This window comes from Priestia sp. 10L35, from assembly GCF_056395685.1.
Window position 1 is genome coordinate 334473 of sequence record NZ_JBFTKA010000001.1, and the last position, 24387, is coordinate 358859.

General features: G+C 38.5%; 26 protein-coding genes. All 26 read left to right on the forward strand.

What is annotated here, in order from left to right:
* Positions 1-47 precede the first annotated feature (47 nt).
* The 26 genes from hrcA to dnaG all read left to right on the forward strand — a co-directional run bounded on the left by hrcA (position 48) and on the right by dnaG (position 24361).
* Entirely contained in the window at positions 48-1076 is a 1029-nt protein-coding gene (gene hrcA / locus AC1DEF_RS01685; protein WP_013059244.1) for a heat-inducible transcriptional repressor HrcA, read from the forward strand.
* A 105-nt stretch (positions 1077-1181) separates the two neighbouring features.
* Positions 1182-1742 (forward strand): nucleotide exchange factor GrpE, encoded by a 561-nt coding sequence (gene grpE / locus AC1DEF_RS01690; protein WP_013059243.1) that lies wholly within the window; start codon positions 1182-1184, stop codon positions 1740-1742.
* Between the two features lie 30 nt (positions 1743-1772).
* Positions 1773-3590, forward strand: coding sequence for a molecular chaperone DnaK (gene dnaK, locus AC1DEF_RS01695; RefSeq protein ID WP_013059242.1), 1818 nt, complete (start codon positions 1773-1775; stop codon positions 3588-3590).
* Positions 3591-3825: 235 nt separating this feature from the next.
* The gene (gene dnaJ, locus AC1DEF_RS01700; protein ID WP_013059241.1) at positions 3826-4956 is read left to right on the forward strand and encodes a molecular chaperone DnaJ; all 1131 of its coding nucleotides are present in this window, start codon (positions 3826-3828) and stop codon (positions 4954-4956) included.
* Positions 4957-5073: 117 nt separating this feature from the next.
* A complete protein-coding gene (gene prmA / locus AC1DEF_RS01705) occupies positions 5074-6015 on the forward strand; it encodes a 50S ribosomal protein L11 methyltransferase (protein WP_043976702.1) in 942 nt (313 codons plus the stop codon).
* A 19-nt stretch (positions 6016-6034) separates the two neighbouring features.
* Positions 6035-6787: a 16S rRNA (uracil(1498)-N(3))-methyltransferase gene (locus AC1DEF_RS01710; protein WP_043976188.1), complete on the forward strand. Its 753-nt coding sequence runs from the start codon at positions 6035-6037 to the stop codon at positions 6785-6787.
* 5 nt (positions 6788-6792) lie between these two features.
* Positions 6793-8151, forward strand: a complete 1359-nt coding sequence (gene mtaB, locus AC1DEF_RS01715; RefSeq protein ID WP_097824612.1) for a tRNA (N(6)-L-threonylcarbamoyladenosine(37)-C(2))-methylthiotransferase MtaB — start codon at positions 6793-6795, stop codon at positions 8149-8151.
* Between the two features lie 226 nt (positions 8152-8377).
* Complete coding sequence (rpsU, locus tag AC1DEF_RS01720) at positions 8378-8551, forward strand: 30S ribosomal protein S21 (protein ID WP_013059237.1); 174 nt, start codon at positions 8378-8380, stop codon at positions 8549-8551.
* Positions 8552-8566: 15 nt separating this feature from the next.
* Positions 8567-9010, forward strand: a complete 444-nt coding sequence (locus AC1DEF_RS01725) for a GatB/YqeY domain-containing protein (RefSeq protein WP_013059236.1) — start codon at positions 8567-8569, stop codon at positions 9008-9010.
* Positions 9011-9188: 178 nt separating this feature from the next.
* A complete protein-coding gene (locus tag AC1DEF_RS01730) occupies positions 9189-10520 on the forward strand; it encodes an NfeD family protein (protein ID WP_097824611.1) in 1332 nt (443 codons plus the stop codon).
* Entirely contained in the window at positions 10520-11503 is a 984-nt protein-coding gene (gene floA / locus AC1DEF_RS01735) for a flotillin-like protein FloA (protein WP_013059234.1), read from the forward strand. Before AC1DEF_RS01730 ends, floA begins: the two co-directional genes overlap by 1 nt.
* A 31-nt stretch (positions 11504-11534) precedes the next feature.
* A complete protein-coding gene (locus AC1DEF_RS01740; protein WP_043976190.1) occupies positions 11535-11996 on the forward strand; it encodes a hypothetical protein in 462 nt (153 codons plus the stop codon).
* Positions 11997-12055: 59 nt separating this feature from the next.
* Complete coding sequence (gene yqfC / locus AC1DEF_RS01745; protein ID WP_013059232.1) at positions 12056-12340, forward strand: sporulation protein YqfC; 285 nt, start codon at positions 12056-12058, stop codon at positions 12338-12340.
* 16 nt (positions 12341-12356) lie between these two features.
* Positions 12357-13544 carry a sporulation protein YqfD gene (gene yqfD, locus AC1DEF_RS01750; protein ID WP_016765592.1) on the forward strand — a complete coding sequence of 396 codons (1188 nt, stop codon included), beginning with the start codon at positions 12357-12359 and terminating at the stop codon, positions 13542-13544.
* 3 nt (positions 13545-13547) lie between these two features.
* Positions 13548-14522: a PhoH family protein gene (locus AC1DEF_RS01755; protein ID WP_043976192.1), complete on the forward strand. Its 975-nt coding sequence runs from the start codon at positions 13548-13550 to the stop codon at positions 14520-14522.
* A gap of 63 nt (positions 14523-14585) precedes the next feature.
* Complete coding sequence (locus tag AC1DEF_RS01760) at positions 14586-16694, forward strand: HD family phosphohydrolase (RefSeq protein WP_043976703.1); 2109 nt, start codon at positions 14586-14588, stop codon at positions 16692-16694.
* Positions 16691-17161 (forward strand): rRNA maturation RNase YbeY, encoded by a 471-nt coding sequence (ybeY, locus tag AC1DEF_RS01765; protein WP_025750544.1) that lies wholly within the window; start codon positions 16691-16693, stop codon positions 17159-17161. The genes AC1DEF_RS01760 and ybeY overlap by 4 nt, the downstream gene beginning before the upstream one ends.
* Positions 17145-17516 (forward strand): diacylglycerol kinase family protein, encoded by a 372-nt coding sequence (locus AC1DEF_RS01770; RefSeq protein WP_097824610.1) that lies wholly within the window; start codon positions 17145-17147, stop codon positions 17514-17516. Before ybeY ends, AC1DEF_RS01770 begins: the two co-directional genes overlap by 17 nt.
* 91 nt (positions 17517-17607) lie before the next feature.
* Positions 17608-18006, forward strand: a complete 399-nt coding sequence (locus tag AC1DEF_RS01775; RefSeq protein WP_013059226.1) for a cytidine deaminase — start codon at positions 17608-17610, stop codon at positions 18004-18006.
* Positions 17999-18904, forward strand: coding sequence for a GTPase Era (era, locus tag AC1DEF_RS01780; protein ID WP_013059225.1), 906 nt, complete (start codon positions 17999-18001; stop codon positions 18902-18904). The genes AC1DEF_RS01775 and era overlap by 8 nt, the downstream gene beginning before the upstream one ends.
* A gap of 155 nt (positions 18905-19059) precedes the next feature.
* The gene (locus AC1DEF_RS01785; protein ID WP_014458193.1) at positions 19060-19203 is read left to right on the forward strand and encodes a YqzL family protein; all 144 of its coding nucleotides are present in this window, start codon (positions 19060-19062) and stop codon (positions 19201-19203) included.
* A gap of 27 nt (positions 19204-19230) precedes the next feature.
* Positions 19231-19995: a DNA repair protein RecO gene (gene recO, locus AC1DEF_RS01790; RefSeq protein WP_013059224.1), complete on the forward strand. Its 765-nt coding sequence runs from the start codon at positions 19231-19233 to the stop codon at positions 19993-19995.
* Between the two features lie 258 nt (positions 19996-20253).
* Positions 20254-20892, forward strand: a complete 639-nt coding sequence (gene ccpN / locus AC1DEF_RS01795; protein WP_025750542.1) for a transcriptional regulator CcpN — start codon at positions 20254-20256, stop codon at positions 20890-20892.
* A 33-nt stretch (positions 20893-20925) separates the two neighbouring features.
* Positions 20926-21729, forward strand: a complete 804-nt coding sequence (locus AC1DEF_RS01800; protein WP_013059222.1) for a pyruvate, water dikinase regulatory protein — start codon at positions 20926-20928, stop codon at positions 21727-21729.
* Between the two features lie 311 nt (positions 21730-22040).
* Complete coding sequence (locus AC1DEF_RS01805; protein ID WP_026106699.1) at positions 22041-22511, forward strand: YaiI/YqxD family protein; 471 nt, start codon at positions 22041-22043, stop codon at positions 22509-22511.
* 41 nt (positions 22512-22552) lie between these two features.
* A complete protein-coding gene (dnaG, locus tag AC1DEF_RS01810; RefSeq protein ID WP_013085046.1) occupies positions 22553-24361 on the forward strand; it encodes a DNA primase in 1809 nt (602 codons plus the stop codon).
* Positions 24362-24387 lie beyond the last annotated feature (26 nt).

Here is a 24387-nt window from a genome sequence, read left to right on the forward strand (position 1 = left end):
TAGATTTAGCACTCAGAGTTTTAGAGTGCTAACAGAGGTGATGAAGCGTGCTTACTGATCGACAGTTATTAATTTTACAAGTCATTATTGATGATTTCATTCGATCTGCGCAGCCGGTAGGCTCTCGAACATTATCTAAGAAAGAAGAGTTTAATTTTAGTTCGGCTACGATTCGTAATGAGATGTCAGACCTAGAAGAACTTGGATTTATTGAAAAAACTCATACTTCTTCAGGGCGCGTTCCGTCTGAGAAAGGTTATCGTTATTATGTTGATCATCTAGTGTCCCCGCAGCACTTGAAAGCAAGCGACGTTTCCACGGTACGTTCGGTATTCGCTGAACGCATTGTAGAACTGGAGCAGCTCGTTCAAAAGTCAGCGCAAATTTTATCTGATTTAACGAGTTTAACGTCTATTGTGCTAGGACCAAAAGCGGTCAGCCATAAGTTAAAACAGCTGCAGATTTTACCTTTAACGGCTCAGTCAGCTGTTGCCATTATTGTGACCGATACAGGACACGTTGAAAGTCGGACGATTACGCTGCCGAGCAGTATTCAACCTTCCGATATTGAAAAAATGGTTAACATTTTAAACGAAAAGCTCATCGGCGTTCGCATTACTGATTTACATGATAAAATGTACAAAGAAGTAGCGACGCTCTTAAAAAGCCACATTCAAGGATATGAGCAGACGATGGATATACTCAATGATGCATTAAAGCTCAACATGAATGGCAAATTAGTAGTTGGCGGCAAAACGAATATGTTTGCTCAGCCGGAATTTCATGATCTTAATAAAATTCGCGGGCTGTTTAACATTATTGAACATGAACAGCAGTTTTATAAGCTGTTAAGCCCAAATGAGGCTGGCATACATGTGAAAATCGGTCATGAAAATAAATTGAATGAAATGGTAGGGTGCAGCTTAATTACAGCTAGTTATTCCTTTGGTCACGAACAGCTTGGTACAATTGCTATACTGGGACCGACCCGCATGGAATATGCGCGTGTGATTAGTTTGCTTACGCTGCTGTCATCAGATATGTCTCAAGTGTTAACAAACTTGTATAAAGAATAAAGGAATCGGGTGGAATATATTACTTCCATCCTTTCCCTGTGATAAAATAAAAAACGTTGTTTAAAATGTGAAAATGTGTGTAAACATTTAAGGGAGGTGAATGAATTGTCAAACGAAAAGCAAGTAGAAGAACAAAACGAAGAAGTGGTTGAAGAAGTTCAAACAGACTCTGCTGAAGCAACTGAAGCTGAAGTGTCTGAGGAAGTAAACCCTCTTCAACAAGAAAATGATCAATTAAAGCAACAGCTTGAAGAAGAAGAGAATCGCTACTTACGTCTACAAGCTGATTTCGATAATTTCCGTCGTCGTTCACGTCTCGATGCAGAAGCTGCTCAAAAATACCGTGCTCAATCATTAGTTTCGGATATTTTACCAGCACTTGATAACTTTGAACGTGCATTACAAGTTAACACAGCGGATGAACAAACTAAATCCGTGCTGCAAGGTGTAGAAATGGTATACCGTCAATTAGTAGAGGCACTTCAAAAAGAAGGTGTTGAAGCAATTGAATCAGTCGGGAAAACATTCGATCCATACGAGCATCAAGCAGTGATGCAAGTAGAAGACGATGAATACGAACCGAACACAGTAGTAGAAGAGCTTCAAAAAGGTTACAAATTAAAAGATAAAATCATCCGCCCTGCGATGGTTAAAGTGAATCAATAACACTACATATTATGAAGGAGGTCATTGTCAATGAGTAAGATCATTGGTATCGATTTAGGTACAACTAACTCTTGTGTCGCTGTATTAGAAGGCGGCGAACCAAAAGTAATTCCAAATCCAGAAGGAAACCGTACAACGCCATCAGTTGTGGCATTCAAAAACGGTGAGCGTCAAGTTGGGGAAGTAGCGAAACGTCAAGCTATTACAAACCCTAACACAATTATTTCAGTTAAACGTCATATGGGTACAGACCATAAGGTTGAAGCAGAAGGCAAGCAATACACGCCTCAAGAAATGTCAGCTATCATTCTTCAACATTTAAAAGGGTATGCTGAAGAGTATTTAGGTGAGCCTGTAACAAAAGCTGTTATCACAGTTCCTGCTTACTTTAATGATGCTGAGCGTCAAGCAACAAAAGATGCTGGTAAAATTGCTGGTTTAGAAGTAGAGCGTATTATTAACGAGCCTACTGCAGCAGCACTTGCATATGGATTAGAAAAAACAGATGAAGATCAAACAGTTTTAGTTTATGACCTTGGTGGTGGTACGTTTGACGTATCTATTCTAGAACTTGGCGACGGCGTATTTGAAGTTCGCGCAACTGCAGGTGACAACCGCCTTGGTGGTGACGACTTTGACCAAGTAATCATCGACTATTTAGTCGCTGAATTCAAAAAAGAAAACGGCGTTGATTTAAGCAAAGATAAAATGGCGCTTCAACGTTTAAAAGATGCGGCTGAAAAAGCGAAAAAAGATTTATCAGGCGTAACATCTACACAAATTTCTTTACCATTTATCACTGCTGGAGAAGCTGGCCCTCTTCACTTAGAGGTATCTTTATCACGTGCTAAATTTGACGAGTTATCAGCAGGCCTTGTAGAGCGTACAATGGCTCCTGTGCGTCAAGCTTTAAAAGATGCAGGCCTTTCTGCAAGTGAACTTGATAAAGTAATCTTAGTTGGTGGTTCAACTCGTATCCCAGCGGTACAAGATGCAATCAAAAAAGAAACTGGTCAAGATCCTCACAAAGGTGTAAACCCTGATGAAGTAGTTGCACTTGGTGCAGCAATTCAAGGTGGCGTATTAACTGGTGATGTAAAAGACGTTGTATTACTAGACGTAACGCCTTTATCACTAGGTATCGAAACAATGGGTGGCGTATTTACAAAGCTAATTGAGCGTAATACGACGATTCCAACAAGTAAATCACAAGTATTCTCAACGGCTGCAGATAGCCAAACGGCTGTAGATATTCATGTTCTTCAAGGTGAGCGTCCAATGTCTGCAGACAACAAAACGCTAGGTCGTTTCCAGTTAACTGATATTCCACCTGCACCACGCGGAGTACCTCAAATCGAAGTATCATTCGATATTGACAAAAACGGTATCGTAAACGTTCGTGCAAAAGATTTAGGTACAAACAAAGAGCAAGCTATTACAATTAAATCTTCAACAGGTTTATCAGATGACGAAATCGACCGCATGGTAAAAGAAGCGGAAGAAAACGCAGATGCTGATAAGCAACGTAAAGAAGAAGTGGAACTACGCAATGAAGCAGATCAATTAGTGTTTACAACTGAAAAAACACTAAAAGATCTTGAAGGAAAAGTAGAAGAAGCTGAAGTAACAAAAGCTAACGAAGCAAAAGATGCTTTAAAAGCAGCGATTGAAAAGAATGACCTTGAAGAAATCAAAGCGAAAAAAGATGAACTTCAAGAAATCGTTCAAGCGTTAACTGTAAAATTGTATGAGCAAGCTCAACAAGCTCAGCAAGCAGGTGAACAAGGCGCTCAAAATGATGATGTTGTAGATGCAGAGTTTGAAGAAGTAAACGACGACAAAAAATAATGCATCTTGACGACTAACGTGAATGACGCCATGGTGCGATTCACATCTTTTTAAAAAGTCAAAGTCAAGCTTATTTCTTGGCTTTGACTTTTTTAACGTGGAAAAGCGAAAGGGAAAGTTTTTCACTTGGCTCTCTGCGCGTACGGGAGCAATAGAAAGTAACTTTTATGTTGCTATGGAATTATTAATAATGATACAATTACGTTTATGTGAAACGATTCGGGAGTGAGTATTGATGAGTAAGCGAGATTACTATGAAGTACTCGGTATCAGTAAGAGCGCTACAAAAGATGAAATAAAAAAAGCATACCGCAAGCTTTCTAAACAATATCATCCAGATATTAACAAAGCGGAAGATGCTGCTGACAAATTTAAAGAAGTAAAAGAAGCATATGAAGTATTGAGTGATGACCAAAAAAAAGCACAATACGATCAATTTGGTCATACTGATCCAAATCAAGGCTTTGGCGGCTTTGGTGGAGGCGGCTCAGACTTTGGCGGCTTCGGCTTTGAAGATATTTTCAGCTCGATCTTTGGTGGTGGTGGTCGCAGACGTGACCCTAATGCTCCGAGACAAGGTGCCGATTTACAATACACGATGACACTTTCTTTTGAAGAAGCTGTTTTCGGAAAAGAAACAACAATTGAAATTCCACGTGAAGAAACGTGTGAAACATGTCACGGTTCAGGTGCAAAACCTGGAACAAAAGTCGATACATGTTCGCACTGTAATGGTTCAGGTCAGTTAAACGTTGAACAAAACACGCCGTTTGGCCGCGTGGTAAATCGACGTGCGTGTCATCATTGTAATGGTACGGGAAAAATCATTAAAGACAAATGTGCAACGTGCCACGGTGACGGTAAAGTAACAAAACGACGTAAAATTAATGTTAAAATTCCAGCTGGTGTAGATGATGGTCAACAGCTGCGCGTAAGTGCTCAAGGAGAACCAGGGGTAAATGGTGGTCCTCCGGGAGATTTATACGTAGTGTTCCACGTGCGCACTCATGAATTCTTTGAACGTGATGGAGACGATATCTACTGCGAAATGCCTTTAACGTTTGCTCAGGCAGCGCTAGGTGATGAAGTAGAAGTACCAACTCTACACGGCAAGGTGAAGTTGAAGATTCCTGCTGGTACACAAACGGGGACGAAATTCCGTTTAAAAGGAAAAGGTGTGGCAAACGTACGAGGATATGGTCAAGGAGATCAGCATATTCACGTTCGAGTTGTAACTCCCACAAAAATATCAGAAAAACAAAAACAATTATTGCGTGAGTTCGCTGAACTGAGCGGTCAAGAAGCCGTTGATGAGCAGCATGATTCCTTTTTTGCAAAAGTAAAACGAGCAATTAAAGGAGAATAATTGTCTTTCATAGTAAACAGAGACAGGTTGGTAAAGGTACTTTGCCAACCTGTCATCTGTCATGTTCATATTTAAAATCCTATATTACTGAAGGCAGAAAGGATGAAGTTGGTAGCAATGAAATGGTCTGAAATTTGTATTCATACAGCGCAAGAAGCAATTGAACCCATCTCTCATATTTTACATGAATCAGGAGCTAGCGGGGTAGTCATTGAAGATCCTGCTGATTTAGTGAAAGAAAGAGATACAACTTTTGGTGAAATCTACGATTTAAACGTAGAAGACTACCCAGAAGAAGGTGTAGTGATTAAAGCATATCTTCCAGTTAACAGCTTTTTAGCAGAAACTGTGGATGGTATCAAAAAAGAAATTAATGGACTGCTTGTTTACGACTTTGATTTAGGAGCTAACAAAGTTACGATCAGTGAAGTGAACGAGGAAGAGTGGGCCACTGCTTGGAAAAAATATTACCATCCCGTGAAAATTTCAGAGCGTTTTACGATTGTACCAACTTGGGAAAACTATGAAAAAGTCAGCACAGATGAATTGATTATCGAGCTTGATCCCGGAATGGCTTTTGGGACAGGTACGCATCCAACAACGGTTATGTCTCTTCAAGCATTGGAAAGAACAGTGAAAGCAGGAGATACTGTTATTGACGTGGGTACAGGTTCAGGAGTGCTAAGCATTGGCGCAGCTCTGTTAGGAGCAAGTAATGTACAAGCTCTAGACCTTGATGAAGTAGCCGTCCGTTCTGCTCGCGAAAATATTGAACTGAATCAAGTTGGGAACGTCGTAACAGTAGGTCAAAACAACTTATTGCAAGGTATAGAAGGACCGGTTGACATTGTTGTGGCGAATATTCTAGCTGAAGTAATCGTTCGTTTTGTAGACGATGCTGCAAAGGTATTAAAGCCAGGAGGCATGTTCATTACATCAGGTATTATTAGTGCGAAAAAAGAAGATGTCAAAAAAGCGTTAACGGGAGCGGGCTTTGTTATTCAAGAAGTAACGCTTATGGAAGACTGGGTAGCAATTATTGCGCAAAAACAAGCTTAACAAGTGAGAAGGTGTCAAGATGCAACGTTATTTTCTGCCAAATGATCAATTTCAAGAGCAAAGTGTCATAGTGACACAGGATGATGCCCATCATATCTCACGCGTCATGAGAATGAATGAAGGATCACAGTTTATTGCCTGTAATGAACAGGGGCAAGCTGCTTTGTGTGAAATTGAAAATATTTCCGCTAACGAAGTGAAAGCATCTATTATAGAATGGATAAGCGAAGAAAAAGAGCTTCCAGTCCATGTTACAATTGTGAACGGTCTGCCTAAAGGGGATAAGCTCGAGCTTATTATCCAAAAAGGGACAGAACTTGGGGCGTATAAGTTTATCCCTTTTATTGCGGCTCGTTCAGTTGTTAAATGGGATGATAAAAAGAGTCAAAAAAAAGTAGATCGCTGGAACAAGATTGCTAAAGAGGCTGCAGAACAATCTCATCGTACGATTGTACCAGCAGTAGAAGCCCCAATTTCTTTTAAAAAGCTAGTAGAAATTAGCGGTGACTATACTCATAAAGTTGTAGCCTATGAAGAAAGAGCAAAGCAAGGAGAAACATCTCATCTGCACGCTGTTCTTTCGGCTTTAAAACCGGGCCATTCCGTGCTTGTGGTTGTAGGCCCCGAGGGTGGTTTGACCGAGCAGGAAGTAGAAGTATTAGAAGAAAATGAATTTACAATAAGCGGATTTGGTCCGCGGATTTTACGAGCAGAAACAGCTCCTTTATATGCGCTGTCTGCTATATCTTATCAAACTGAGTTAATGAGGTGACGATTATGTCAACAGTTGCTTTTCACACGCTAGGGTGTAAAGTAAATCACTATGAAACAGAAGCAATTTGGCAATTGTTCAAAGGCCAAGGCTATGAGCGTGTTGAATATGAACAAACTGCCGATGTATATGTAATTAATACATGTACGGTAACAAATACAGGAGATAAAAAAAGCCGTCAAGTTATTCGCAGAGCTGTGCGGAAAAATCCAGATGCGGTTATTTGTGTAACTGGGTGTTATGCTCAAACTTCGCCAGCTGAAATTATGGCCATTCCTGGTGTTGATATCGTAGTAGGTACACAAGATCGCGTTAAGATGCTTGATTATATTGAACAATTTAAAAAAGAGCGTCAGCCGATTAACGGCGTAGGAAACATTATGAAAACACGCGTATATGAAGAGCTAGATGTACCGGCTTTTACAGACCGTACGCGTGCTTCGTTAAAGATTCAAGAAGGCTGTAACAACTTCTGTACATTCTGTATTATTCCATGGGCGCGCGGTTTAATGCGATCTCGTGATCCTAAAGAAGTAGTAGCACAAGCACAGCAGCTAGTGGATGCGGGCTATAAAGAAATCGTGTTAACAGGTATTCACACTGGCGGATACGGAGAAGACATGAAAGATTACAATCTTGCCCAGCTTCTTCGTGATTTAGAGTCTCAAGTAAAAGGATTAAAACGCATTCGTATTTCGTCAATTGAAGCAAGTCAAATTACGGACGAAGTGATTGAGGTACTAGATCAATCAGAAATGGTTGTACGTCATTTGCATATTCCTCTTCAATCAGGTTCAAATACGGTATTGAAGCGCATGCGTCGTAAGTATACAATGGAGTTCTTTGGTGAGCGCTTAAACCGTCTGAAAGAAGCTCTTCCTGGATTAGCGATTACATCAGATGTTATTGTTGGCTTCCCAGGTGAAACAGAAGAAGAGTTTATGGAGACGTATAACTTTATTAAAGAGCACGGTTTTTCAGAGCTTCATGTATTCCCGTATTCTAAACGTACAGGTACGCCAGCAGCTCGTATGACCGACCAAATTGATGAAGAAGTAAAAAATCAACGTGTGCATCATTTAATCGAACTTTCAAATCAATTGGCAAAAGAATATGCTTCAACGTTTGAAGGAGAAGTACTAGAAGTAATTCCGGAAGAAAAATATAAAGAAGATCCTGAAAGTGGTTTATATGTAGGATATACTGATAACTACTTAAAGGTTGTGTTTAAAGCGTCTGAAGAAATGGTTGGAAAGCTTGTGAAAGTGAAAATCTCAAAAGCTGGATATCCTTATAATGAAGGTGAGTTTGTTCGCGTGCTAGATGAGGTTCATCTTCAAGATCAGGTGAAAATGAGCTCATAACACTTATTGGAAAGCTGCGTGTATACGCAGCTTTTTTCATACGTGTAAAAAAGCTGAACGAGTAATGTTTTATCAAGAAAGTTCATAAAATAAAGGGGGAATAACTGCATTACTTTATGTAAAGCGGTTGACCTTAAGGAATCATTATATTATAATTGCAAAAGACATGTCTAACATGTCATTTCATTATGATGTTAGTGGTTTTGTTCGGAGGGAGGGAATTAGAATGTCAAGAACAGTTGTTCGTAAAAACGAATCGCTTGAAGATGCTCTTCGTCGCTTCAAACGTTCAGTTTCAAAAACTGGTACGTTACAAGAAGCAAGAAAGCGCGAATTCTATGAAAAGCCTAGCGTAAAGCGTAAGAAGAAATCTGAAGCTGCTAGAAAACGCAAGTTCTAATAAGAGGGTGGATTTATGAGTCTTCTCGAGCGTTTAAATAGTGATATGAAACAAGCGATGAAAAACAAAGAGAAAGAGAAGCTTGGGGTCATTCGTATGGTCAAAGCATCTCTTCAAAACGAAGCCATTAAGTTAGGAACCGACCTAACTGAAGCAGACGAGTTGACGGTTATTTCTCGCGAATTCAAACAACGTAAAGACTCCCTCCATGAATTTGAGAAAGCAGGTCGTCAAGATCTTGTTGATAAAATTCATTCTGAATTAGCGGTTTTAGAAGTTTACGCTCCTAAACAGCTAACTGAAGAAGAGTTATCTGAAATTATTAAAACGACGATTGAAGAAACGCAGTCTTCCTCTAAAGCTGATATGGGGAAAGTTATGGGAGCGCTTATGCCGAAAGTAAAAGGCAAAGCGGATGGCTCTCTTGTTAATAAGCTTGTCCTTCAACACTTATCATAAAAAACACCTTACCTTGTGTAAGGTGTTTTTTATATGGATAATAATCGAACGTATGTTTTATTTTTCTTGTGCAAAGAATAAAATAGATAAATTTTAAAAAATTTGAAACTATTGTTAAAGTTATTCGTATATACAGATACATGCTCATACTATCTATGGAAGGAGGGAAGTGTATTCGGTGAAAACCTTATTTTCTTTCGTGTGCTTTCTTATCTTAGCCACTGGGTTATTCCCCACTATTAGCACCGCTGACGTGAAGCGTGTACACGTTATTCCTGTAAATAAAACGGTAGAAAATGGACTGCTTTCTTTTCTAAACAGATCCATTAAAGATGCGGAAAATGACGGTGCAGATTTGATTATATTGGACATAGATACTCCTGGAGGAGCTGTAGATGCAGCTTCTGAAATAGCTAAAAGCTTAACCTCAACACCTATTCCTACCGCTGCTTTTGTCGATAAAAAAGCATTATCAGCCGGAGCGTATATTGCACTTAACGCCGATCAAATTTATATGACACCCGGTTCTACAATGGGATCGGCAGCAGTGATTGACCAACAGGGAAATGCCGCAGGAAAAAAAGCTCAGTCCTACTGGTTATCGGCTATGAAGAGCGCAGCAGAACAAAATAACCGAAACCCTAAATATGCAGAAGCGATGGCAAATACCAAGATGGTAATACCTGAGCTCAACTTAAAAGGAAACGAATTGCTGACGCTCACTCCGAAGCAAGCCGAGCAAGTTGGTTATTCAGAAGGGACTGTAAAAAATTTAGACGGTCTCCTAAGCGTACTTGGCTATGAAGATGCTAAACTGAAGTATGCGAAAATGAGTGTAAGTGAACAAATTGCTCGTTTTCTTACCCATCCGCTTGTTGTTCCCATTTTATTATCCATTGGTGCTTTAGGAATTGTAATTGAATTGTTTACGCCTTCATTTGGTATTGCGGGCTCTATTGGAATAGCTTCACTTCTTTTATTTTTCTATGGTCATATGGTAGCAGGATTAGCTGGCATGGAAGCGCTCGTTTTATTTATAGCAGGAATTATATTGCTTCTGTTAGAGATTGTAGTACCAGGCGGAGTTTTAGGACTACTAGGACTTGGAGCTATCATTTTAAGTTTTTTTATGTCAACAGATAATAATGTCGAAATGGGAATTTCTCTTGTAATTGCAATAGTGGTGGCACTGGGAGGTGCGTTGGTGATGATGAAATTTTTTAAAAGGAAGCTTACACCTTTCAAAAAAATGGTGCTTAATGATTCACTTAATACTGAATCTGGCTACGTGTCGAATCAAAATCGTTATGAATTAATAGGAAAACAAGGTAAAACAACAACACCGCTTCGTCCTTCAGGTACCGTGCTCATCGATGAAGAGTATGTGGATGTAGTCACTGAAGGCGGATATTTAGACAAAGATGTGTTAGTAAATATTATAAAAGTAGAGGGATCAAGGGTTGTGGTGCGGAAGCTTACAGAGCCTTTGAAAAAGGAGGACCTTAATTAATGGAAGTAGGTAGCGTATTGTTTTTTGTAGTTATTGGTCTAGCAATTATTGCTTTAGCTGTTTTTTTCACTTTTGTACCGATTATGCTATGGATTTCAGCATTAGCAGCAGGTGTTCGTATTAGTATTTTCACACTGGTCGGAATGAGACTTCGTCGAGTGATACCATCTCGCGTTGTGAACCCGTTAATTAAAGCAAGTAAAGCAGGTTTAGGTATTACCATTAATCAATTAGAAAGCCACTATTTAGCAGGCGGTAACGTTGACCGTGTGGTAAATGCGCTGATTGCAGCGCACCGAGCAAATATTGAGTTAACATTTGAGCGCGGAGCAGCTATCGACTTAGCGGGCCGTGATGTGCTAGAAGCTGTACAAATGAGCGTTAATCCAAAAGTTATTGAAACACCTTTTATTGCAGGGGTGGCTATGGATGGAATCGAAGTCAAAGCAAAAGCTCGAATTACTGTTCGTGCAAACATTGATCGACTAGTAGGGGGAGCTGGAGAAGAAACGATTATTGCCCGTGTTGGCGAGGGGATTGTTTCTACAATCGGTTCGCAAAAAGATCACAAAAAAGTATTGGAAAATCCCGATATGATTTCTCAAACGGTGTTAGGAAAAGGACTGGATTCAGGAACAGCGTTTGAAATCTTATCCATTGATATTGCTGACATCGATATTGGTAAAAATATTGGGGCAGTTCTTCAAACAGACCAAGCGGAAGCAGATAAAAATATTGCACAAGCAAAAGCCGAAGAACGTCGTGCTATGGCCGTTGCTCAAGAACAAGAAATGCGTGCAAAAGTAGAAGAAATGCGTGCAAAAGTAGTAGAAGCAGAAGCAGAAGTACCGTTAGCGATGGCAGAAGCACTGCGCTCTGGCAATATTGGCGTCATGGATTATATGAATATTCAAAACTTGACTGCTGATACGGATATGCGTGATTCAATCGGGAAAATGTCTAAAGAAGACGATGAGAAATAATGAATCAGCTTAACAAGGAGGTTTTCTCCTAATGAATATCGTTGAAACGCTTATTAAACTAATTATTAATAATGCTTTCATTTTTGTCATCATTGGAGGAATTATTTTTAACGTTGTGCAGCGTTTTATGGCTCAGTCAAAAGAGGAAGAACAGCAGCGTTCTAAAAGAGCTCCTATGCCTCCTGTAAACAATCCTTCAAGGCGGGAAAGACCTAGATATCGACCTGTCAAAGAAGAGCCAAAAACAGCTCGTATGGAGCCGGAAACTGTTTCTTCAGCAGAAACAAATCCTTTGCAAGAAAAATTGGAAGAGCTAAAAAATCGTCCGTATCATGAACCATCTATTCAAAAGAAAATCACAGTTGACAAACCAAAAATCACGGGTGAGAAAAACGTTTTTAAGCCCATTTCTCGTAAAGAAGCTGTTCAAGGAGTGATATGGTCCGAAATTCTAGGGCCGCCAAAATCGAAACAACGTAAATATAAACGATAAATAGATGTGATACATTAACCCCCTTTCTCATAAACATGAGATGAAAGGGGGTTCTTTTTATGAGCAAAAAGTGGAGACACCAAATGAAAAGATGGATGACAAAAACAATGGAACTACCCGCTGATGTATTAATGGATCTTCCCCGTATTACGTTAGTTGGACAAATACACATTTATATTGAAAATCATAAAGGTTTATTAGCCTTTTCTGATACTGAAATACGCGTGTTACTAAAACAGGGACAAATGTTAATTCGAGGTGAAGGACTGGTCATTAAAGTAATACTGCCAGAAGAACTGGTTTTAGAAGGTAAAATCAATCAAGTTCTTTATTTAGAACAATAACACAAGGAGGAAAAAAATGAAGAATGGATGGACAAACTTTGTTATTGGTACCGTACGTATTCGAATTGTTGGAAAAGGAATTGAACGTTTTTTAAATAATTGTGTGAGACAACAGATTATGATTTCGAATGTCCATAAAGTTGACGGTCAGCTAGCGACAGCAACGATATTATTGAAAGATGTAAAAAAAATTCGTATACTAATTCGCAACGCAGATTGTAAAATTTATTTTATAAGAGGCAGAGGTTTTCCTTTTTTAACAAAACGAGTGATCAAAAATAGTGGATTTGCTTTAGGTTTTCTTTCTTTTTTTATTATTCTTGGTTTGCTTTCCAACATGGTGTGGAAAGTGGAAATTAGCGGTGCAGAACCACAAACAGAACATCAAATGACTAAGCAGCTTGCCAAAATAGGTGTAAAAAGAGGAGAGTTTCAATTTCTGTTAGAGAGTCCTGAAAAAATTCAGCGCTATTTAACAGATAATATGAACAATATTACCTGGGTGGGAGTAGAAGTGCGCGGCACTTCTTATCACTTCCAAGTGGTTGAAAAAAATGAGCCCAAGCCTCAGCAAAAAACACCTTACCAACATTTAATTGCTAAAAAGAAAGCCATTATTACGAATTTGTTTGTCGAAAAAGGACAACCTTTAGTCAAGGTTAATGATTTTGTCAACGAAGGCGAGGTCCTAGTTTCCGGTATTATTGGAAACGAAAAAAATAAAAAAGTAGTAGCTGCTAAAGGGAAAGTCTACGGTGAAACATGGTATAAGTCTGAGGTGGAAGTGCCTTTAAAAACTGATTTTCAGGTATTAACGGGTAATGGATATACGAAGCACTATTTAGATTTTCAAGCTTTTAAAATGCCTCTTTGGGCTTTTAACAAAGAAAAATACGCCTCAAAGGTGACAGAAAAAGTGGAGCATCCACTCTATTTTTTTAAATGGAAATTACCTCTGTCGTATGAGAAAGTTGCTGTACGAGAAGAACAGAACTCGCAGCGCGTCTATTCTAAACAAGAGGCGGTGGAAAAAGCTTTGGAAATCGGTCGAAAAAAATTACTATCAACTTTAGGTGAGGATGCTAAAATAAAAGGTGAAAAAGTTTTGCACCAAGAACAGGACAATGGTAAAGTTAGATTATCAATACATTACCAAGTTATAGAAAATATTGCGAACACTCAACCAATTATTCAAGGAGATTGATGAATGTCAGAACAGCTAGTAACAATTAACGTACAACTTGATGATTCAAATGAAGCCATTTCATTATTTGGCGTACAAGATGCGAATTTAAAGCGAATTGAAGAAGAAATGCAGGTCTCTATCATATCAAGAGGTGAGACTGTTGTAGTCTCCGGAAGTACAGAAAATGTTCAGCTAGTGGAAGAAATGCTTAAAAAGTTACTGAACATTATCCGAAAAAATATTTCCATATCTGAACGAGATGTTGTGTATGCGATTCAATTAGCTAAGAAAAATTCTCTCGAGTTTTTTGAAGATGTATATGAAGAAGAGATTGGTAAAAATGTAAAAGGTAAGACTATTCGTGTTAAGACATTAGGACAAAGTCAATACATTTCGGCTATTAAGAAAAATGATTTGGTATTTGGAATTGGGCCTGCTGGTACTGGTAAAACGTATTTAGCCGTTGTCATGGCCGTTAATGCTCTTAAAAATGGTCACGTGCAGCGTATTATTTTAACACGTCCTGCTGTTGAAGCAGGTGAAAGTCTTGGCTTCTTGCCAGGAGATTTGAAAGAAAAAGTAGATCCGTACTTGCGGCCTCTGTATGATGCATTACATGATGTATTAGGAACAGAACATACGCAACGCCTAATCGAACGCGGAGTTATTGAAATAGCACCTCTTGCTTATATGCGAGGTCGTACACTAGATGATGCGTTTGTTATCTTAGACGAAGCGCAAAACACCACGATGGCGCAAATGAAGATGTTTTTAACACGACTAGGATTTGGGTCTAAAATGGTGATTACAGGAGATATTTCACAAATTGATTTACCAAAAGGAGCTCAGTCTGGTCTAGCGGCTGTCTCGAAAATCCTGACCAATGTTAAAGGTATTTCGTTTGTTCATCTAGAACAGTCAGATGTTGTGCGCCATCCACTTGTGGGACGCATCGTTCAAGCGTACGAACAAGCTGACCAAAAGACCCTTTCTTAATAGGGTCTATTTTTTGTAAAAGGGGGTACGTTTGTGTCAACGTTTCGGATAATCAAGCAAACAATGGCACAGATCGAGCGATTACGGTTAATTCAAATTGGGTTATATGCCTTGTTAGGTGTAATGATGTTTGCGTCTATGTATAGCAATGTAAAGCCGCAGGAATTAGATCTCAGATTACTATCTATTTCTCCGCAAACCATTTACTCACCCGTTACCATTGAAGATAAAGAGAGCACAGAGAAAAAACGGGCAGAGGCAGAACAAGCCGTTGAAGATGTGTATACACAAAAAACAGAATACGCACAGAACCAAGTCGATCTTGTTGCATCTATTTTTGATGCGATGATGGAAGTTAATACAGAATATGAAAAAGAAGATCATGAAGATGACAGTATCGATGCCGTATTAAAAACCAAACAAAAAATGCTAGAGGACAAGCTTCCTGAAGACATTCAAAAAAACTTGCCAAAGGATACCATTAAGCAGCTGCTTCAGTCTTCTAACAGTGATTTATCGATTGCGAAAGATGCTGTAGTCACGGCCGTTCATCATGTGATGAAAGATCAAGTGAAGATTAGCGATGTAGAAGAGAAAAAAGATCAAGTAGAAAGTCAGCTTGTTTACACCAATGTCAGCAATTCTCTAAAGGATTCAATGAATGCAATCGCTAAATTCGCTATCATTCCAAACGTGATTTATGATCCACAAAAAACAGCTGAAAACCGTCAAGCAGCTGTGGAAAAAGTGGAGCCTGTCCGAATCAAACAAGGCCAGATTATCGTAGAAGAAAATCAGCTTATTAATCCTGATATATATCGTCAGCTCCAGCTCGCGGGATTGTTGAATAATAAAGGATCTATTCAGCCTTTTGCGGGGTTAGCTTTGCTGATTGTAATGATGATAGCGGGCCTCATTTACTATTTGCGTGAATTTCACACCAAGACATATCAGCCCTTGCTGTTGTATGTATTAGTAGCAACCATTACGATTGGCCTCATGAAAATCTTAAGCTTGTTTCAGCAAATTGATTTATCAGAAATTGGTTTCTTAGCTCCTGTTGCGGTGGGAGGTTTGCTGATTCGAATTTTAATGGATGAACGCATTGCTATTTTATCAAGCATTGTATTTGCTATTTGTGGAAGCATTATTTTTAATGGTGAATTAACAACCTCGTTTAATATGAACATTGGGATCTACTTTTTAATTAGCAATATTGCTGCTATTTTATTTTTAAGCAGGCAGCACAGACGTTCACGGATTTTGCAGGCAGGTCTATTTGTGGCTATGGTAAACGTAATTATCAGCTTTGCGATTATTTTTATTAAAAATGGTCATATCGGCACTGTAGAGCTTGGCTATTACAGCATGATGTCAATTGCATCTGGTGTTATCGCTTCCGTTTTAGCTATAGGTTTGCTACCGTTTTTTGAAAGTGGATTTGGCATTTTATCTACGATGAAGCTGATTGAATTATCGAGTCCTACTCATCCGCTATTACGCAAAATCTTAACCGAAACACCTGGAACATACCATCACAGCGTAATGGTGGCAAACTTATCTGAAGCGGCGTGCGAAACGATAGGAGCTAACGGTTTATTAGCGAGAGTCGGGGCTTATTACCACGATATTGGTAAAACGAAGCGACCGCAGTATTTTATTGAAAATCAAATGAATATTACTAATCCGCATGATAAACTAAGTCCTAAGACTAGTAAAAATATTATAATCGCACATGCTACAGATGGAGCGACCATTTTGCGGAATCACAAGTTTCCAAAAGAGATTGTAGATATTGCAGAGCAGCATCACGGAACCACTCTGCTTAAGTTTTTCTATCATAAGGCACTCGAACAAACAGAAGAAAAAATTGATGAAAAAGAATATCGCTATCCTGGACCAAAGCCTCAGTCGAAAGAAGCAGCGGTTATTTGCATAGCTGATAGTGTAGAAGCAGCCGTAAGGTCAATGTCCAATCCGACTCCGGAAAAAATTGAGAACTTGGTGCGAAATATTATTAAAGATCGCTTGCAGGATGAGCAGCTTAGCGAGTGTAACGTAACGCTCAAAGAGCTAGAGTTAATTCGCCAAGCACTATGTGAAACTTTAAATGGGATTTTTCATTCCCGAATCGAATATCCAGAGATAAAAAAAGAGAAGGTGAAGGTATGAGTTTAGTTATTGATTTTATTGATGAAACAAACGAAGTAAGTGAAGAACAGCAAAAAGAGCTTGAAAAGCTGCTTGAAGCCGCTGCTATATATGAAAATCTGCAAGAGGATGCAGAAGTATCCGTTACATTTGTGGATAATGATCGAATTCAAGAAATCAATCATCAATACCGCCATAAAAATCAGCCAACGGATGTAATATCGTTTGCGCTAGAAGAAATGGGCGAAGATGAAATGCAAATTATCGGAGATGAGATGCCAAGAGTCCTAGGGGACATTGTCATTTCGATTCCAAAAGCTCATGAGCAAGCAGAAGAATACAATCACTCGTTTATGAGGGAGCTAGGATTCTTAACGGTTCACGGTTTCTTGCACTTGCTTGGATATGACCATGAAACATCAGAAGATGAAAAAGAGATGTTTACACGTCAAAAAGATATTTTAGAACAATATGGACTCTCGCGATAAAAAGGGGATAGCTAAAGTTGTCAGTAGCTTTGGTTATGCAATAGAAGGGTTTCTCTATGTTTGTAAAACACAGAGAAATATGCAAATTCACGTAGCAGCTTCTTTCATCGTCCTTTTCTTAGGAGCCGTGCTGTCAATTACAGCTGGTGAATGGGTGGTTGTGCTGCTTCTGATTGCAGGCATGTTCAGCTTGGAGTTAATGAATACAGCGGTTGAAAAAGTTGTCGATTTAGTTTCTCCTGAATATCACATACTAGCAAAACACGCAAAAGATGCAGCCGCAGCCGCGGTGTTGGTCTATGCGTGTTTTGCTGTCCTTATAGGAGGAATTATTTTCTTAAAGTATTTGTTTTAAAAAGGATTCTTTTTGGTTCTTTACACCCCCGTGGTATAATAAAAAAGGACAAGTTAAAAGACATGTAGAAGCGCAAAAGGAGAGCGGATAAATGGATAAGACCGGACTGATTGATGAGGCGAAAAAAGCTCGTGAAATGGCTTATGTACCGTATTCAAAATTTAAAGTTGGTGCAGCTTTATTGACGAAAGATGGAAAGGTTTATCGCGGCTGCAATATTGAAAATGCAGCTTATAGCATGTGCAATTGCGCTGAGCGTACGGCTTTATTTAAAGCCTATTCAGAAGGTGATAAAGAGTATGCAGCACTTGCTGTAGTAGCTGATACTGATCGTCCTGTTTCTCCGTGTGGAGCATGCAGACAAGTAATCTCTGAGCTTTGTCCAAAAGAAATGAAAGTTATATTAACCAATTTAAAAAATGACATACAAGAATTAACTGTGGAAGAATTACTTCCAGGAGCATTTTCATCGGAGGATTTACATGAGTAATAATGAATTTAAGTCAGGTTTTGTTTCAATTATTGGAAGACCAAACGTAGGGAAATCAACTTTTTTGAACCGAGTAATTGGTCAAAAGATTGCGATTATGAGTGACAAACCGCAAACAACTAGAAATAAAATTCAGGGTGTGTACACGGAAGATCAGGCGCAGATTGTGTTTATTGATACACCAGGAATTCATAAACCAAAGCATAAATTAGGCGACTTTATGATGAAGGTAGCGCAAAATACGCTTAAAGAAGTAGATTTAATTTTATTTATGATTAACGCAACAGAAGGCTTAGGTCGAGGCGATGAATTTATTATCGAGCGTTTAAAGGACACAAAAACGCCTGTTTTCCTTGTGATTAATAAAATTGATGAAATTCATCCAGACGAATTGTTTTCAATTATCACGAATTATAAAGACTTATATCCTTTTGCTGAAATTGTGCCAATTTCAGCTTTACAAGGAAATAACGTGGAGCGTTTGCTTGATCAAATTAAGCAGCGATTGCCGGAAGGTCCGCAATATTATCCGGCAGATCAAGTAACTGATCACCCAGAGCGCTTTATTATTACGGAATTAATTCGTGAAAAAGTACTGCATGCAACGAGGGAAGAAATACCTCATTCTATTGCCGTTGTGATGGATTCTATGCAAAGACGAGATAATGGTGCTGTTTACGTGGGCGCTACAATTATCGTCGAAAGAGATTCACAAAAAGGCATCGTAATTGGAAAGCAAGGAAAGATGTTAAAAGAGGTAGGAAGAAAAGCAAGAGCAGACATTGAAGCCCTTTTAGGTTCAAAAGTATTTTTAGAACTATGGGTAAAAGTGCAAAAAGATTGGCGAAACCGAGCGTCGCATCTCCGTGACTTTGGATTTAGAGAAGACGAATATTAATCATTTGAGTTCTTGTTTGCATTGATTTATATCCCTTCATAAAAGAAGGTAATTTGTAAAAAATTGTGTTACATGATTTTACGTCGGAAGGCTATTCTAAACATAAGGAATTGAAATATGTATCTGATCTTTATGGTTAGAAAGGTGGGAGTTCTATGTTGAATTTTACTTGGAACATTTTTTCACAAACAGGTAGCATTGATACTTATCTCATTTTTAAGGAACTTGAAAATGAAGTGAAAGAAAGACCCGAAACATATGAGGACAACAGCGAAAGTCTCAATTCTCCCTTGTCTTAGCCTTCTGTAAGATGGCGGTGATGATGATTGTTTAAAAAGTGTGAAGGAATTGTCATTCGAACGAATGATTACGGTGAATCAAATAAAATTGTCACCATTTATTCACGTGAACTCGGAAAAGTGGGTCTCATGGCAAGAGGGGCAAAAAAGCCTAGTAGTCGCTTGGCTTCTGTCACACAATTATTTACGTATGGATACTTTTTTATACAAGCAGGTTCAGGAATGGGCACTCTCCATCAAGGAGAAGTTATCTCATCTATGAGAAGCATACGCGAAGATATCTTCACAACAGCGTATGCTTCTTATATTCTTGAATTAACGGATAAAGCTACTGAGAACAATAAACCAAATCCATTTCTTTTTGAGCTGCTGCACCAAACCATTCATTATATGAACGAAGAGTATGATGCAGAGATCTTAACTTTTATTTATGAAATGAAAATGTTAAACGTTCTAGGTCTTCATCCTACATTAAATGAATGTGCAGTCTGCCACCAAGGTGAAGGAACATTTCATTTTTCCATTCGAGAAGGCGGGTTTATTTGTCATCGATGCTTAGAAAAAGATCCTTATCATTTGAAAATTAGTCCGATGACGGTTAAACTATTAAGGCTATTTTATTATATTGATTTAAAGCGGTTAGGTTCTATTTCTGTTAAGCCTGAAACAAAAAAACAATTAAAGTTTGTAATTGATCAATATTACGAAGAATATTCAGGATTGTTTTTAAAAACAAAGCGTTTTTTGAATCAGATGGAGTCTTTAAAACAATCGCTCTCTGATGAGAAATAGAAAAGATAATCAGTGATATGCAAGGAATTGCTGTCGCTAGGGTGCCTCGTAGTGTGTAGAGGACACCCTTTTTACTGTGGAGCGAAGAGGTAGCTTCACTTATTATAAGCGTAATGCCTGCTTTTTTTGAGAAGCCGTGGTAAAATAAACGGCATTCTAAAAAGATAAAATGCTAAAATTAATAAGTTATAGCTTTTACTTTTGCTTAAAAAGTATATAATGTTTTATAAATAGTATGTCACATTTAATGATTAGGTGGTGAGTACAATCGAACTGAACAAACGACAAGAACAAATTTTGCAAATTGTCAAAGACGAAGGCCCTATTACAGGCGAGCATATTGCAGATCAGCTTAGCCTTACGCGGGCAACGCTAAGACCGGACTTGGCTATTTTAACAATGGCTGGTTATTTAGAAGCGCGACCGCGCGTAGGTTACTTTTACACAGGTAAAACAGGAGCACAGCTTCTTACAGATAAAATAAAAAAAATACAGGTGCAAGAATATCAGTCTATCCCGGTGGTTGTGAACGAAAATGTGTCGGTATATGATGCTATTTGTACAATGTTTCTAGAAGACGTGGGGACCCTTTTTGTAGTGGATGAGAAATCCCAGCTGGTGGGAGTACTGTCGCGTAAAGATTTATTGCGCGCGAGTATCGGAAAGCAAGAGCTCACATCTATTCCTGTTCATATTATCATGACGAGAATGCCCAACATTACATATTGCTATCGCGAAGATTTGTTAATTGATATTGCTAAGATCTTAATTGAAAAACAGATTGATGCTATGCCCGTTATTAAAGAGGGAGACGGCAATTTTGAAGTGGTGGGACGCATTACCAAAACAAATATTACAAAATTACTAGTAGCATTAGCAAATGATGAAGTATTATAAGTGAAAAAGGATTAAAAAGGGGATGCACAAAATATGAACAACCCATGTCTTTATGTCATTTCGGATTCTGTAGGTGAGACAGCTGAACTAGTTGTAAAGGCTGCATCAAGTCAGTTCAATATGACGGACTTTGTAATTAAAAGAGTACCTTACGTAGAGGACATCGCAACACTTTCAGAAGTGGTTTCAGTAGCGAAGATGAACAACGCTATTATTGGCTTTACGCTAGTAAAGCCCGAAATGAGAGAATTTTTAATTCAAGAAGCGTCCAAGAACGGGGTAGAGGTATTTGATATTATTGGACCTTTAATTGATAAAATTCAATCTTCTTATCAACTTTCTCCTCGCTATGAGCCTGGAATGGCTAGAAAATTAGACGAAGATTATTTTAAGAAAGTAGAAGCAATTGAATTTGCAGTGAAATATGATGATGGGCGTGACCCGAGAGGCATTCTTAGAGCGGATATTGTATTAATCGGTGTATCAAGAACATCTAAAACACCTCTTTCTCAATTTTTAGCACACAAGCGTTTGAAAGTAGCCAATGTTCCGATTGTACCTGAGGTAGATCCACCAGAAGAGCTGTTTCACGTATCACCTGAGAAATGTATAGGACTTACTATTAGTCCTGAAAAGTTAAACGATATTCGTAAAGAGCGTTTAAAGTCTCTTGGGCTAAACGATAAAGCAATTTATGCTAATATTGGCCGTATTAAAGAAGAACTTGAATTTTTCCAAGGGATTGTAGATAAGATTGGCTGTGAAGTGGTGGACGTATCCAACAGAGCCGTAGAAGAAACAGCTGGTATCATTCTTAATACCATCAAAAAGAAATAAACGATAGATCTCCTCTGTGCGTGACATAAAGGAGATTGCTTTCTTATGTTTGTGTGCTGTAAGCCTAAGAAAATATCCCAAAGATGAATATGACAGAACTTTTAAAAACAAGTGACTTTGGTATAGAAAATATAGGTTGTTTATATTATAATAAAAAATTGTGATAAAAAAGAATAGTTTTAGGTTTAGACTTTGTTAAGAACGAATAAACTATTTATATAAAAGTCAAGTCAAAATCGAAAAAAGTATTCGACAAATGCCATCTACAGGAAATAACAAATTGTTAGAAGGAATCTCTGGAGGGATGTAGAATACAGAGTTATAGCAAAAGAAAAAGTAAAGTTTTTGTCGATGCTGATGCATGCCCTGTTAAAGCAGAAATCGTTGAACTTACACATACATATGACATCGATCTTGTGTTTGTTGCTTCCTATGCTCACATGCAAACAAATCCTACACCAGGAAAATGGGTCTATGTGGATGCAGAAAAGGAAGCCGCAGATTTATATATTTTAAATCACGCAGTCAAGCAGGATATTGTGGTAACTCAAGATACTGGCTTAGCAAGCATGTTAGTAAGTCGAGGGGTTTACGCACTGTCTCCTCGTGGAAAGTACTATAATGACGACGAAATGAATACGGTGCTTTTCTTTCGTTATGTTTCTGCAAAAGAGCGACGGTCAGGCCGTCATACTAAAGGCCCAAAGGCATTTAGTGAAGAAGATCGCCAGCATTTCATTCAAGCTTTTGAAAAAATGTTGTCGAAACTTGCAGGAATTTAGCACTTAGTGAAGAATATTATATGAAATACGGAGCTGTTACTATGGCAAATCGAATTCCTGATGAAGTAATCGACCGTATTCGGCATTCAGTAGATATTGTCGACGTCATAAGCGATTATGTACAACTAAAAAAACAAGGGCGCAATTATTTTGGACTCTGTCCGTTTCATGGGGAAAGCACACCGTCTTTTTCAGTATCGCCTGATAAACAAATTTATCATTGCTTTGGATGTGGTGCAGGAGGGAATTCATTTTCATTCATAATGGAATTAGAAGGACTGTCCTTCACGGAAGCAGCTCAGCAGCTTGCTGAAAAAGGAGATATTCCTTTCGAACATGAGATACATCCTCATGAAGAAGATAATCAAAAGCCTAGCAATAAAATGATTGAAGCACACGAGCTTTTAAAGAAATTTTACCATCATTTATTGGTAAATACAAAAGAAGGCCAAGATGCTTATGATTATTTAATAAATCGAGGGTTTTCACGAGAAATTATCGATGAATTTGAGATAGGTTTTGCTTTAGATTCGTGGGAATTTGTAAGTAAGTTCTTAACAAAACGTGGGTTTAATCCGCAAGAGATGGAACATGCAGGTTTAATCATTAAACGCAACCAAGATGAAACGTACTTTGATCGTTTTCGTGATCGAATTATGTTTCCTATTGCTGACTTGCAAGGCAAAACAATTGCATTTTCAGGGCGCCTGCTAAAAGAGATAAAAGGGCAGCCTAAATATTTAAATAGTCCCGAAACTTCTATTTTTAACAAAAGTCGCACACTCTACAACTTTCACCGCGCTAAAAAACATATACGCAAAAATCAGCAGGTTATTTTATTTGAAGGATTTGCAGATGTTATTTCGGCTGTTAAAGCGGGGTGCCCGAACGCAATCGCAACAATGGGAACTGCCTTAACAGAAGAACAAGCCAAGATTATTCGCCGAAATGTAGAGTCCGTTATCATTTGCTATGATGCAGATTCTGCCGGAATTGAAGCAGCGCACAAAGCAACTGCAATCTTAACAAATGTAGGTTGTACCGTTAAGATTGCTGTGATGCCGGATGGTTATGATCCGGATGATTATATTAAAGAATACGGGGCAGAGAAGTTTCAAAATGATGTTATTAATAGCAGCTTGACCTTTATGGCATTTCAAATGAGGTATCTCCGCCGAAAACGAAATCTACAAAATGAATCTGAACGTATGCAATACATTGAAGACGTTTTGAAAGAAATAAGCCTCCTTACGAAAGCTGTAGAGCGAGATCATTATTTACGCCAATTGGCACAAGAGTTTTCCATTTCATTAGATGCGCTTAAAGAACAGCAGTATCAAGTGTATCGAACTGAAAAAAAGAAAAAGGATAATGATTCTCCAAATCGAAATAATATAAATAGACAACCAGTCGTAAAGAGAAGCTTATTACCGGCTTATCAAAATGCAGAACGTTTTTTGATCGCTCATATGTTGAAAGATAAGGATGTAGCATTTAGAATTCAAGACCGACTTCAAGGTCAGTTCAATGTTGAGGAACATCGTGCGCTTGTTCTATATTTGTATGCTTATTACGAGGAAGGACACGAGCCTAATCCGAGCGGATTTATCGAACGGTTGCCCGAGTCTTCGTTGTCTAGTCTAGCTTCAGAATTGGCGATGATGTCAATCAATGATGAATTGTCGGAGCAAGCTTTGAATGATTATGTCCAAACGATATTGATTTACCCACAAAGGTTAGCGATAGAAAAAAAAGAGGCAGAAAAGCAAGAAGCAGAGCGTCAAAAAGATTATTTAAAAGCTGCGACAATAGCAATGGAAATTTTACAGTTAAAAAAAACGTTAAAATAAACGATATTGCGTATTAGTCCCACTTT